Consider the following 13,271-nt stretch of genomic DNA (forward strand, 5'->3'; position numbering starts at 1 on the left):
AAGACTTATGAGGACAAACCATCAATTCTACGAGCCTCTCAGGCTTGTTGCGCCGGCTCATTGGTTTGGCTCATCGGTTTTTTGGGGGCTACCTGACCATTTACGGTGCAGCCACTGCGAAAAATCGTCTAGATAGCAATACACCACAGGTACCACGACCAGCGTGAGAAGCGAGGAGGTGATGACGCCGCCAATCACCGCTTGCCCCATGGGCGCGCGCTGCTCTGAGCCTTCGGTCACGGCAAAAGCCAGTGGAACCATGCCGAAGATCATGGCCAGCGTGGTCATCAAAATAGGGCGCAGACGCACTTGCGCAGCCAGCAGCAAGGCATCACTGCGCGGCAAGCCAGGTGTCGTTTGGCCTGTTACTTCATCTAGATGAGGCTCGCGAGCACGAATGGCAAAGTCCACCAACAAAATGGCGTTCTTGGTCACCAAGCCCATCAGCATCACAACCCCGATGATGGAGAACATGGACAGGGCCGAGCCAAACATCATCAAAGCCAGTACCACGCCAATTAGCGTGAGCGGCAGGGATGTCATCAGAGCCAAAGGCTGCAAAAAGCTCTTGAACTGGCTGGCCAAAATCATGTAAATGAAGATGATGGCCAGTGCTAGGGCAGACATGGCGTAGCCAAACGACTCCGCCATGTTCTTGGCCGCGCCGCTGAACTGGTAGCTGTAGCCGGGCGGCATGGGAACGGTAGCCATCACGTTTTTGATATCGCCGCTGACCTCGCCCGTGCTGCGCTGATAAACGTTGGCGTTGATGGCCACTTCGCGGTTCAGGTTGCGGCGGTTGATTTGGCTGGGGCCTGTGGTGTTGGCCACGCTGGCAACTTGGTTCAAGCGCACGATGCGGGTGCTGCCATCACTGGCAGACAAGGCAAAGGGCAGGCGCTCCAAATCTTGCGGCGTGGTGCGCGCCTCGGGTGTCAGGCGCACGTTGACGTCATAAGTCTGGTCATCGCTGGCGCGCCAGTTGCCCACAGTTTGACCTGCTACCCAAGTGCGCAGTGCACCGGCCATGCTGCCAATCGATAGGCCCAGATCTGAGGCCTGATCGCGGTGCACCTCGATATTGACCATGGGCTTGTTGGGCTTGAGGCTGGAGTCCAGATCAACCAAGCCCGCAATGCCTTGAATGCGCTCTTGCACGATGCGGTTCAAGCGGGCCAGCTCATCCAGATCGGGGCCAATGAGTGAGAACTCAATTTGCTTTTGTCCGCCTACGGAATCGCGCAGGCCCACATGGGTGACTTTGATGCCAGCAATGGCCTGAAGCTTGGGGCGTAGCTGGGCTGATAGCTCATCCACACTTAAGCTGCGCTGGTGGCGATCGACCAAACGCACATAAATGCTTGCGTAGTTTTTGCCGTTGGCGCTGCCGGTGTTGATGCTGGTGAGCGTGTAGCGCACCTCAGGCATGGCGCGCAATATGTCGTTGACTTGCTTGGCCTTGGCTTCGGTCGCTTCAATCGATGAGCCTTCGGGCGTATTGAAGCTGACCTGCGTTTCAGAGAAATCGGCCTTGGGCACGAACTCGGTGCCAAGCAAGGGTACAAGCGCGATGCTCGCTATAAAAATCAGTAGGGCCAGAAACAGCGTCAGCAGTTTGCGGCGCAGGGCCCAGCGCAAAATCGTCTGGTACAGGTCTGAGAGACGGTCGCTTGAACGTTCCACCCACGCCGTCACTCTGCCCAGTGTTTTGTCATACAGGCCTTTTTTGCCATACTCGCCATGGGCGTGAATGGCGGGGTCATGCCAGACGCTGGAGAGCATGGGGTCTAGCGTAAAGCTTACAAACATGGAGATCAGCACGGCGGCGACGATGGTGATGCCGAACTCGTGAAAAAACTGACCCATGATGCCGCCCATAAAGCCGATGGGCAAAAACACGGCCACGATAGACAGCGTAGTAGCCAGCACGGCCAGACCAATCTCTTGCGTGCCTTCCAGCGCAGCTTGGTAGGCGCTTTTGCCCATCTGCACATGGCGCACGATGTTCTCGCGCACGACGATGGCATCGTCAATCAACAAGCCCACGCACAGCGACAAGGCCATCAGCGTGATCATGTTGATGGAAAAGCCAAACACGTACATGAACAAAAAAGTGCCAATCAGCGCGATGGGCAGGGTCAGCCCCGTAATCACGGTAGAGCGCCAAGAGTTCAAAAACAAAAAGACGATTAGCACTGTCAGGCCTGCGCCCTCAATCAGCGTCTGGCGCACGTTCTCGACCCCCACGCGAATGGCGCGGGAGTTATCGGCAATGGCTTGCAAGCGCACGCCGGGCGGTAGCTCCGGGGCCAGGGCTTGAATGGCGGCGCTCAAACCGTCCACCACTTCGATCGTGTTTTCGTCCTGAGCTTTTTGCACGCTCATCAGCAAGGTGCGCCCGCCGTTGTACAGAGCCAGCGTTTGCAGCTCTTGCGCATCGTCTTGCACACGGGCGAGTTGCTTGACGCGAACCGGTGCGCCGTTGCGCTGGGCAACGATGATGTTGCCAAACTCTTCGGGCCGCTGGATGCGGGCGTCGATTTGCACCACGCGCTCCTGCGTTTTAGAGCGGATTGCGCCCACGGGCAGATCTTGATTTTCGGAGCGTACGGCTTGAGCGACCTGATCGGGGGTAATCGCATAGGCTTCTAGCGCCTGCGGGTCTAGGTAGATGTTGATTTCGCGCTTGGTGGCGCCAATCATGTTTACGGCGCCCACTCCACGTACGTTCTCTAGGCGCTTTTTGAGCACCTGATCGGCCCAGCTGGTCAGTGCAATCGCGTCGGGTGGCGTCACAGGCTGAGCATTGGGATCTGTCTGGCCATGCAAGGCTTGTGGGTCGGGCAGCACGGCCAGCGACCATATCGCGCTGCTGGTCGGGTCAAAGCGAATAACGCGGGGCTCTTTGACCTCATCGCGCAGCGTGGGGCGCACGGATGCCACCTTCTCACGCACATCATCTGCAGCGCGGCGGCCATCGATATGCAGCTGAAACTCGATGATGACAACACTCGTGCCCTCATAGCTGCGCGAGGTGAGGGCGTTGATGCCAGCAACCGAGTTAACGCTTTCCTCAATCTTCGTGGTGACTTCGCTTTCTACAATCTCAGGCGATGCACCGGGGTACTCGACCGAGACCACCACCACAGGAAACTCAATATTCGGGAACTGATCGACCTTGAGCCGTTGGTAAGAGAAGATGCCCAGCACTACAAAGGCCAGCATGACCATGGTGGCCAGAACCGGATTTTTCAGACTAATGCGCGTGAACCACATTTACTGGCCCTCGGCTTTCGAGTCTTGAGTTTCTGGCGCGTTAGCTTTTGCGGCTGGCGATGCTTGCGTTTGCGGTGCTTGCACCTCAACCAGCGTTCCTTCACGCAGGCCACCGGCAGTGCCGGCCAAAATTTGCTCATCGGCGTTTATGCCATTGAGAATCTGCACCCAGGTAGCACCTTCAAACGAGGTACGCGAGCCTAGCGCTACTGTTTTGTGAACCACGCGCAGCTGCTTAGCAGCTTGCTCGTTTTGTTGAAGAACTTGCACATATGGCTGGGGCTTGTCAGTGCGAACAGCGTTCAAAGGCACGGCGAGCTGGCTGGCGTTGCCGGTAATGATGCTGCCTTGCAAAAACAGGCCGGGGCGCAACTGGCTTGCTCGCTGCTTGCTATCACTTTGGCTGTCTTCACCTTGTACTTTGAGGTACACCGCCACCGTACGTGAGCCGGTCTGCGCGCTGGGGCTGATACGCACAACTTGGGCTTTGATGGCGGCCATGTCTTGCGGGGCACCGGGCACTTGCAGCTCAGCGCTTTGGCCGACCTGTACTTGCACAGAATCAGCAGGGGCCAACTGGGCCATGATTTCTAGCTGACTCGGGTCCACCACCTCCACAATGCGCGCTTCAATGCCTACGCGCTCGCCGCTTTGAACAAAACGCTGAGCAATCTGGCCGTTCATGGGGCTGGTGATCACCGCATCGGTCACAGACTTGCGGGCGACATCAGCTGCGGCCTGCGCTGCAGACCAATTGGCGCGGGCTGAATCCAAATTGGCTTGAGAGGTCAGCAGCGCCGTAGTGGAGATAAAGCCTTTTTGCACCAGCGTTGCATTGTTGTCTTGGTTGCGCTGGGCAATGGCCAGTTGGGCTTTAGATGCATCGGCTTGCTGCTGCGCTTGGCGCAGGCGCGCTTCGGCTTCGGTTGCATCAATGTGTGCTAATTGCTGGCCTTTTTTCACGCTATCGCCTTCGCGCACCGTCAAGCCGCGCAGCTCGCCGGCCACATAGGCTTTCACCACGGCAGAGTTCACTGCTTGTACGGCACCGTTAACGGGTACGGTCAGAGCCAGTTGGCGCAGTTGTACGTTAAGGACCTCTTGCGCTGCGATTTGAATCGGCAGCTCTGCCGGCGCTGAGCTGGATTGAATGGCCTGCTTTTTGTGCTCTTGATTGACGGCAACGCGCCAGCCAGCGAGAGCCAGCAGACCGATAACGATGAGGCCTGCAGCCCAGCGTCCTGAACGCTTCATGATGTGATTTCCCTCGGAGGCAAAATGTTGTTGTGATTAGAGAAGGGGGGAATTCGGTCAACTGTGCACTAAGAGCCGCAAACACAACCCTTGATACGTCCTTGCTTCACCTTGTCGTACGCTTGTACTGCCTGCGGCTTCGCGCCTCGTCTCAATCGCAAATCTTCGATTTGCTGAGTTCTGTTAGCCGTGCGCTACAGTATTTGATAGCAGAGCAACAAACAATGCTGAACTTCAAAGATCATAGCGCGGCTGCAATCTCTGTCATTGGTGAAAGTGGCTAGTCGATTTGAGCTACGCTTGCCGCTCTGTCAATTTATTAGCTATAAGGAATATTCAATGGCTGCGGAAACCATTTATCTGGGCGGCGGCTGCTTTTGGTGCACCGAAGCCGTTTTCGATCGCGTACGCGGCATTGTGGATGTGGAAAGTGGCTATGCCAACGGCCAACTAGACAACCCCAGTTATGAAGACATCTGCACCGGCCAGACCGGCCACGCCGAGGTGGTGAAGCTGGAGTTTGACCCCGCCATCATCAGCTTGCGCGATTTGTTGATGATTTTCTTTGGCACGCACGACCCCACCACACTCAACCGCCAAGGCAACGATGTAGGCACGCAATACCGCAGTGGCATCTACACCACCAGCGCAGAGCAAGCCGAGGTGGCGCGCGCGCTGATTCGCGATATTGAGGCTGACAAAGCCTTTGACCACGCCATCGTTACCGAGGTACAGCCGCTGCAAAAGTATTGGCCGGCTGAGGACTACCATCAGGATTATTTTTTGCACAACCCCAACCAAGGCTATTGCGCTTTTGTGGTGGGTCCCAAAGTGCAGAAGCTGAAAAAAGTCTTTACGCGCTGGCTCAAGGATTAAGAGCGGCTTGTTTATTTACGGCTGAGAATATCGCTACACTTTGCGGCCTTCAGTCGGCTTGATTTTCGCCGGGCTGACCTTGCTTTTCGCTTCTCGGCCCCAGTCTTTTTCACCGTGCCCTCATCTTTTCACCAACGCATTCAGCGCTCTCAACGCCGCTCAGCCTCTGCAGGCTCTGGCGTGGTGTCTCGCGTGAGCCTGCGTGAGGTTTGGGCTATGCGTTGGCTGATGGCACTGCTTGCGCTGGCCATGGTGCTGGGCCCCACGTTGGGTCAGATGCACCGAGCCGTGCACGCAGGCACTGCGCAAAGCCAGTCGCATGCGGGGCACCAAGCGCGTGTTGCTGCCGCTAGTGAAAGCACGAGCCAAAACACTAGCAGCACCTGCGCGACAGACCCATTATTGGGCGCTTCATGGGTTCAAGCGCTTTTTGCAGGGCACGGCCCGGCTGAATGTCAGCTGCTGGACCAAGCCCATCACGGCTTGGCTGGTCCGCCCAGCGCGATAGCTTTTGTTGCACCGGTACCGGCTGCTGTGCAGCTTGTGGTTTTTGCGGCTGTACCGCACACCATTTTTCTCGCCGCACCGCCGGGTGCGCGCGGCCCTCCCTCGCATTTCAGCTCCTAGGCTTGGACGGCTTTCATGCCTTGACATGAATTAGCTGCTAGGCCCACAACTCCCAAACTGATAGCTATTAGTCCTTGTTTTATAGGGGCTAGAGCCGATTTTTGATTGAAATTTCTGTCTGCAACTTGCTGCGGCCCGCATGGGCCATGCTTGCACATGGATGTTGTTGGAACTGAGATGACACACGCTTTTTCGATTTTTTCCGCCCTCCCGCCCGCTCGCCCTAACTCTGTACCTTCTTCAAAACTTTCTCCAATACCTTTTCCACGTCGTGCTTACAAAGCAAGCCAAACTGCGCTGCTCATGGGCGCAGGGCTGGGCCTGCTGACTGCCTCGCCACTGGCCTTGGCGCAGCAAGAAAGCAGCTTGGCAGAAGTGACGGTATCGGCCACAGGCATGGCTGCTGCTGACATGGCCACGCCCGTACAGGTGCTGGGTGAAGAAGAGCTGCGCATGCGCCGCGGCGCGACCTTGGGCGAAACCCTGGCGGCCGAGCCCGGCATTAATGCCAGCCACTTTGGCGCTGGAGCCAGCCGCCCCGTGATTCGCGGTATGGATGGTGCGCGGGTGTCGGTGCTGAGCGATGGCTCTGAGTTGCTTGATGCATCCACCGTCAGCCCCGATCATGCGGTGACCAGCGAGCCCATGCTGGCCAAACAGGTTGAGGTGTTGCGCGGCCCATCGGCCTTGCTCTACAGCGCAGGAGCCATGGGCGGCGTGGTGAACGTGCTCGATAACAAGATCCCCACCCACGTGCCTGAAAAAGGCGTGGAAGGCTCCGCTGAAGTGCAGGCAGGCACGGCGGCAGGCATGTCGGCAGGTGCTTTTTCTTTAACCACGGCGACGCCTCTTAAAAACGATAACGGCCAGTTGGTCTTGCATGCCGAAGGCGTGGCCCGCAATGCCGGTGACTACCGCGTGGGCAGTGGCTGGGGGCAAGGCAAGGTGCCCGGTAGTTTTAGCCGTGGCAACACGGGTAGCGTAGGCCTGTCCTGGGTTACCAACCACGGCTATCTGGGCCTGGCCTATACACGCCAGCAGGCCACTTATGGTCTGCCGGGTCATCAGCACAGCTTTGAAGGCTGCCATGCTCATGGCGATCATTTGCACTGCGGCGGTGACCATGCGGGTCACGTCCACGGGGGCGGCGATGAGCACGATCACGCAGCCAGCAGCAGCGTGCCGGTGGTTGAGCTGACCAGCGAGCGCTGGGACCTGCGCGGTGAATGGCGCAATCCCACCGCAGGCATTACTGCGCTGCGCCTGCGCGGTGGCTTGACCAACTACCGCCACAACGAGGTGGAAGGCGGAAGTATCGCAACCCAGTTCAAAAACAAAGCGCATGACCTGCGTTTGGAGCTAGAGCACCAGCCCATTGCCGGCTGGCGCGGAACGCTGGGCTTGCAAACTCTGAACCGCCGCTTTAGCGCTACAGGCGAAGAAGCCTATGTGCAGCCCACCGAAACGCAGCGCAATAGCTTGTATTTGCTGGAGGAATATCGCTGGCAGGACTGGAGTTTTCAAGCCGCTCTGCGACATGACCGTCAACGCATCGATGCACAGCTAAGCGACGAGCGCCGCAGCCACAGCGCCACATCGACATCGCTGGGCGCTGCCTGGAAGTTTCAGCCCGGCTACAGCGCCACAGCATCTTTCACGAGCGGCAGTCGCATGCCAACGGCTGAAGAGTTGTTTGCCAACGGTCTACACATGGCCACATCGACATATGAGCTGGGTAATGCCAACTTGAGCAAAGAGCGCTCGCAGGCGCTGGATTTGGGGCTGGCCAAGACCATGGGCGACACGCGCTGGAAGCTCAACGCCTATCACTACCGCATCAATGGCTATATCTACGGCGCCACGCTGGATGCGCACGAGGGCTTGCAACTGCTGCAATACACGCAGGGCAACGCCCGCTTTACGGGTTGGGAAGCGCAGCTGACCCAGCGCATCAACCGCGAGCTGAGCGTGACGGTGTTTGGCGATGGCGTTCGCGCGAGTTTGGAGGATGGCTCGGCCTTACCTCGCATTCCCGCGCTGCGCGCCGGCTTGCGCGTGAATGCTCGCTTGGCAGGCTGGGACGGCATGGCCGAATGGACGCAGGTTTTGCGCCAAAACCGCACGGCAGAGTACGAATCTCAAACCGCGGGCTACGGCATGCTGAACTTGGGCGCCAGCTACCAGTGGCGCAGCGGCGGCAATCAGTGGCAGGTCTATGTAAAGGGCCAGAATCTGACCAACCGTTTGGCCTATGCCGCCACCTCGTTCATCAAGACTGCTGCGCCTTTGACAGGGCGCAATCTGGTGGTCGGCCTGAGATTGGATTTTTAAGCATTCCCAATGCTCTCATCTAAGCGCTAAAGCCGTTGGTGTTGGCGCTTGGTATTAGATTCATATTGGCAGCTAGTCCTTATGTGGATTGGACTAGCTGCTATAGATAATGCTGTAAATGACGCAGGGCGCGGGTGCTGTTGACGCCAATCTTGGCAATGACCTCCAGCTCAGACACCCCTGAGCGCAGCCACTGAACAATGGCGGTATTGCGCAGCACCTGCGGCCCTACACGCTGCAGTGGCACTTTTTGCGTGTTTTCAGCCTGCGCCTCATGAGCACGCTGAATAATTTGGGAGGCGACATGAAATAACATTCGCACCGAAAGCTCACCGCCACGGCGTGAATAAAACACGATGTGATTGCCATCCACCACGCTGGGGCCGCGTTGTGCAGCGCTAAAGCGTTGCCAGTCGACTAAGGCCTTGGCGACGGATTCTGGCAACTGCAGCAGTCGTTGTTGTGCAGCCCTTCCTCCATCAATCTTTAAAAAGCGCGGCAGGTCTAAGGTGCTGTTCGCTATTTCTTTTGATGTGCTAGTCCAAGCCACATCAGGGCTGCAGCGTAAATCCATCCAAAGCAAAGCGCGCACTTCTTCGGGGGCCAGTGCCATTTCATAGAGTAGCAGCACAATGGCCCTGTCACGTGCGTTTTGATAGCCATCCGCTAGTGGAAAGTGGCGCGGCAATGATTGCCAGAGCAGGGGAGGCAGGCAGTGACCCTTGCCATCTTCAGAAGGCGGGCGATCTGTGGGCTCTAAGCCTGTGGCGGGGTTGATTGTTACCCAGCCATGCTCCATTGCGTGATCGTAAATACGTTCGAGCAGCCGCCAGTAACGCCTGCGGGTCACAGGGCTGATCTTGCGCTCAGGGTGGTGATGGGCTCGCTGACCGTCTCGCACCTGCAGAAAATGCTGCACATCCACTGCGGTAGCTTGATGCCATTCTTTGGGCTGGTGCTGAGGGGAGGGCTTGCGTGAGCTGCCCATATCGCAATCGCCGCCACTCAAGTGCCAAAGCCAAGCCTGCCAGACCTTTTCATAGTTACCGTCAGGCGAGGCATCCAAAGCATCCCAGCTTTTATTGCCTTCATGCTCAAGCCAGTCTTGAAAAACAGCATTTCCATGGGGCAGTACGAGGGGGTGAGCAGGAGTCACAGCATTACCGATCTGTTTTCTTTATCAACGCATCTAATGTAACTTACATGAATATCATTGGAATAAAATTAAATTGTTATTTTTTAAACCAACACAGCGCTAATCAGAAAAGAGGCTCGAATTCGTTCCGAAACCAGCCTCTCAACAGATCAATGCAAAAACTTGCTTAACAAGGAGTCGTTATCTCAGGGTGCCAGACGCTCACGAATCCATTTGCCATCATCCGCACGATAGCTCAAGCGATCATGCAAGCGGCTCTTGCGACCTTGCCAGAATTCCCAACGATCAGGCACCAAGCGATAACCCCCCCAGTGTGGCGGGCGAGGAGGGCTCAGCAAAAACTGGGCACTGTATTTAGCCGCATTAGCCACCAGCACGCCGCGCCCGCTAATGATTTGGCTTTGCGGGCTGGCCCAAGCGCCTATGCGTGAATCTAATGGGCGGCTGGCAAAGTAGGCGTCGCTTTCCTCAGCGCTGACTTTTTCAACCCGGCCTTCAATGCGCACCACGCGCTCAAGCTCCACCCAGTGAAATTGCAGCGCTGCAAACGGGTTGCCCGCCAGTTGCTGGCCCTTGCGGCTGTCGTAATTGGTGTACCAAACGATGCCGCCTTCGTCATAGCCCTTAATCAGCACAATCCGCGTGCTCGGGCGCATGTCGCCACCCACGGTTGCCACCGTCATGGCATTGGGTTCTTGCACCTGGGCAGTGACTGCTTCTTGCAGCCATTGGTCAAACTGCTGCAGTGGGTTGGCGTTGGAGGCGGATTCGCTCAACTCTGCGCGCTCATAGCTTTTGCGCAGGTCGGCAATGGAAGAAGATAGTCGGCTCATGCCCCATATTCTGCCTTCTCTGCTGCAGCCAGCTGCCTAGCCCAGCGTTATGCTCAAGCGCAATATGCCGTCAGACCTTTTAATCAGTCCACCCATCAATGCACAGCAGCCCTGCGTTCTTGTTCTTGCTGCGGGCAGGGGAGAGCGCTTTTTCGCTTCAGGCGGCAGCACTCACAAGCTGCAAGCCATGCTGGGCGATCTAACGGTTTTGCAAACCACATTGGCCGCAGTTCAAGCTTCGGGCCTGCCATGGCATGTGGAATATGGCCCGCACCCGGGCATGGGCGACAGTATTGCCGCTGCCGTTAAAGCCACAGCCAGTGCCAATGGCTGGTTAATCTTGCCGGCTGATCTACCGTTGCTGCGGACACAAACACTCAAAACCTTAGCTTTGCTGCTTTTGGAAAATGAGCTAAATAGCAGTGTTTTGCAAGTTATACAGCCGCTTTTTCAAACAAAGGATGAAGCGCAAAAAGGCCACCCTGTTGCTTTCAGCCGCGCTGCGGCTAACTCCCTAATGCAGCTAAGCGGCGACCAAGGCGCGAGCGCCATCGTGCGCAAAGCAGCAGAGGGCGGTCATTTGCAACACTTTCGCTGTGATGACATCGGCTGCGTGCTGGATGTGGACACGGTGCAAGCACTTGAGCAAGCCCGCGAATGTCTGGACACTTTAATTAAGAGCTTAGGACTGAGCGCTAATTAAGAAATTAAAACGGTAATTAAGTGAGTACAAATCAAGTTCACGCAGAGGCTCTGAGAACGAGACCAATTAAAGATGAAGACGGTTAATGCCCCGCCTTCATCTTTTTCCGTTTTTGGTAACGATTAATTGGATCGCAAAGGATCTGTAGATCCGGAATTTTCTTGTGTTCTCGAATTCATTTGTATGAGTTCAATTTTGTAGCCGTCTGGATCCGTCACAAAAGCAATAACCGTGCTACCGCCTTTAACAGGACCCGCTTCACGCGTTACATTGCCGCCAGCGGCCTTGATTTTGTTGCAAGCGGCATAGGCGTCGGGAACCCCCAGAGCGATGTGGCCATAGGCAGTACCCATCTCATAGCTCTCAGTGCCCCAGTTATAGGTCAGCTCAATCTCAGCTTGATCTGGGTTACCGCCAGCAAAACCTAAAAAGGCCAGCGAGTACTTGTACTCCGTGTTTTCGGAGGTACGCAGCAGCTGCATACCAATGACATTGGTGTAGAAATCGATAGAGCGCTGGAGGTTGCCAACGCGAAGCATAGTGTGGAGAAATCGCATAACTAACATTTTGCCAGCAAGCTTGTAATGATTGTTCGCGCATGAAAATCAGGCTTCGAAGCGCCACTGAACTATGATCCATCCAAAAAAAGAGGGGGCAATGAATGGATAAGGATTACTGGCGCCAGAACAGAAAAGGTCCCACGCATTGGCCTGAGGATGAGCAGGGTAATGTGAGCCCTTTTGAGTCAAGGATGAGCCGCTCACCCTTTTCAAGTCCCAAAAACGAATTGAGCTTCACCGCGAAACTCATTCTCACTATCGCCTTGCTGCTGCTCTGCGCGATGGCATATCGGTATCAGTCATCAATACAATCAATGCTCAGCGGGCTCAAAAATCCTTCGCCGGTCATGGATGCCGTACCGCGAACTAGGCTTTCTGATCCAGTCGATCAGGCCTACAAGGAACCAGCAATACCTGCACCTGTTGAGCGCGGGCAGATTTATCGCTGCGGAAATACTTACAGCAATACTCAGTGCACCAATGGACATGTGGTTAAAGGTGCCCAGAACGCCCCGCAGCGTGAAATATCAGTCTCTAAGGAAATTTATCTTTGTAAAGACATCTATGAGCGGTTGACCTGGGAAAGCGTTGCTTGTTCTGCCAATGGAAGGTTTATGGACAGAATTGCCCGCGTACCAGCGAATGTGTCTTGGGAAGAACAAGTAGCAATTGCCCGGCAGCAAATGAACAAAGCTCACGCAATTGCCGCAGAACAAGTTGTGTCCGTTGCATCTAGGTCATCTGCCACAGCATCAGCGGCCTCTAATGAATGCCAACGCCTTGAGCAAAGTATTCGTCTGCTAGATGCCCAATGTCGTTCCAACAGCTGCAGCATGCGAACACTTGACGATGTGCGTGAGCAACGCCGTGCGATCCGCGATCGCCAGTTCCGTATTTCTTGTTAGCAAGCCAACACATACTATGAGCATGGCAATCAATCCTGCTCAAATCGTGATCTTATATTTAACATAATATACAGAAGCGCTCGAGCGCCGCTTTGGCTGCGGGCGTTTTTACTGACTCTGCAAGTTGGTCGAGCAGTATTTTTTCGGGCGGAATGCCCATGATTTCAGCAACCTTAATCGACACCTCAACATCAAGTAGGCCGCTCGATTTTCTGTAGTTGCTAACGGTTGCGCGATGGATGCCAAGTATCTTGGCAATAGCGTAATCCGATTCAATTTTTGCCGCATTTTTGGCGCGGTCAATCCATTCAAAAGCTCGCATTCGGGACTACTCCGGGGGGTTGGAATGCGTCAATCTTGCTTTAACAGTAGTTCCATTGCAACGTTGTAGACAATTTACGTCTTAGCTGATTTGACTAGTTGTAGGTGTGCAACTAACAATGCGCTGCCAGCCGGGAACAGGTGGTGTTTTCTAAGCCGTTCCCCGGTACTGCCCGTTATGCGAACCCGGCTGGCACCTCTTCGCGAGAGGTTGGGGACACGGCGTAACGGGGAACACGCATGGCGAACAGACAAGCGGCGGAAAAGGCAGATAGCTTTTACAAGTTTCTGGCCCTTAAAAAAGCAGAGCTGATCGAAGACCTCAAAACTAACGATCCATTTGATCGCATCGTGATTTGTGGGCAGCTTGAGGAATTGAAGCGCACAGAGTCCGTGTATCTGGACTTCCTCAAGTCGTCGGGGGTCTGA

General features: G+C 55.7%; 12 protein-coding genes. 6 read left to right on the top strand and 6 right to left on the bottom strand.

Annotation, left to right across the window (positions count from 1 at the left end; all coding sequences use genetic code 11):
* Positions 1-57 precede the first annotated feature (57 nt).
* Both KUF54_RS07035 and KUF54_RS07040 read right to left on the bottom strand, forming a co-directional pair.
* Entirely contained in the window at positions 58-3,276 is a 3,219-nt protein-coding gene (locus tag KUF54_RS07035) for an efflux RND transporter permease subunit (RefSeq protein WP_219345927.1), read from the bottom strand.
* A complete protein-coding gene (locus KUF54_RS07040; protein WP_219345928.1) occupies positions 3,277-4,530 on the bottom strand; it encodes an efflux RND transporter periplasmic adaptor subunit in 1,254 nt (417 codons plus the stop codon).
* A gap of 339 nt (positions 4,531-4,869) precedes the next feature.
* Here KUF54_RS07040 and msrA point away from each other — a divergent pair, with 339 nt between their 5' ends.
* The 3 genes from msrA to KUF54_RS07055 all read left to right on the top strand — a co-directional run bounded on the left by msrA (position 4,870) and on the right by KUF54_RS07055 (position 8,364).
* Positions 4,870-5,406, top strand: coding sequence for a peptide-methionine (S)-S-oxide reductase MsrA (gene msrA / locus KUF54_RS07045; RefSeq protein ID WP_219345929.1), 537 nt, complete (start codon positions 4,870-4,872; stop codon positions 5,404-5,406).
* A 114-nt stretch (positions 5,407-5,520) separates the two neighbouring features.
* Positions 5,521-6,033: a hypothetical protein gene (locus KUF54_RS07050; RefSeq protein ID WP_255576358.1), complete on the top strand. Its 513-nt coding sequence runs from the start codon at positions 5,521-5,523 to the stop codon at positions 6,031-6,033.
* A gap of 303 nt (positions 6,034-6,336) precedes the next feature.
* A complete protein-coding gene (locus KUF54_RS07055; protein ID WP_219345930.1) occupies positions 6,337-8,364 on the top strand; it encodes a TonB-dependent receptor domain-containing protein in 2,028 nt (675 codons plus the stop codon).
* Between the two features lie 100 nt (positions 8,365-8,464).
* On the opposite strand, the gene KUF54_RS07060 is transcribed toward KUF54_RS07055, so the two are convergent.
* On the bottom strand, positions 8,465-9,520 hold the full coding sequence (locus KUF54_RS07060; RefSeq protein WP_255576359.1) for a site-specific integrase: 1,056 nt from the start codon (positions 9,518-9,520) through the stop codon (positions 8,465-8,467).
* Positions 9,521-9,705: 185 nt separating this feature from the next.
* The gene (pdxH, locus tag KUF54_RS07065) at positions 9,706-10,353 is read right to left on the bottom strand and encodes a pyridoxamine 5'-phosphate oxidase (RefSeq protein ID WP_219345931.1); all 648 of its coding nucleotides are present in this window, start codon (positions 10,351-10,353) and stop codon (positions 9,706-9,708) included.
* 49 nt (positions 10,354-10,402) lie between these two features.
* Between pdxH and KUF54_RS07070 the strand changes: the two genes are divergently transcribed.
* Positions 10,403-11,056, top strand: coding sequence for an NTP transferase domain-containing protein (locus KUF54_RS07070; protein WP_219345932.1), 654 nt, complete (start codon positions 10,403-10,405; stop codon positions 11,054-11,056).
* Positions 11,057-11,178: 122 nt separating this feature from the next.
* Here the strand turns inward: KUF54_RS07070 and gloA are convergent, their stop codons facing one another.
* Entirely contained in the window at positions 11,179-11,613 is a 435-nt protein-coding gene (gene gloA, locus KUF54_RS07075) for a lactoylglutathione lyase (RefSeq protein WP_219345933.1), read from the bottom strand.
* Positions 11,614-11,717: 104 nt separating this feature from the next.
* Between gloA and KUF54_RS07080 the strand changes: the two genes are divergently transcribed.
* Positions 11,718-12,521 (top strand): hypothetical protein, encoded by an 804-nt coding sequence (locus tag KUF54_RS07080; protein ID WP_219345934.1) that lies wholly within the window; start codon positions 11,718-11,720, stop codon positions 12,519-12,521.
* A gap of 58 nt (positions 12,522-12,579) precedes the next feature.
* On the opposite strand, the gene KUF54_RS07085 is transcribed toward KUF54_RS07080, so the two are convergent.
* Positions 12,580-12,843, bottom strand: coding sequence for a helix-turn-helix transcriptional regulator (locus KUF54_RS07085; protein WP_219345935.1), 264 nt, complete (start codon positions 12,841-12,843; stop codon positions 12,580-12,582).
* A gap of 239 nt (positions 12,844-13,082) precedes the next feature.
* Between KUF54_RS07085 and KUF54_RS07090 the strand changes: the two genes are divergently transcribed.
* Complete coding sequence (locus tag KUF54_RS07090; protein WP_219345936.1) at positions 13,083-13,271, top strand: hypothetical protein; 189 nt, start codon at positions 13,083-13,085, stop codon at positions 13,269-13,271.

It is taken from the genome of Comamonas sp. Y33R10-2, assembly GCF_019355935.1.
GTDB lineage: Bacteria > Pseudomonadota > Gammaproteobacteria > Burkholderiales > Burkholderiaceae_C > Comamonas.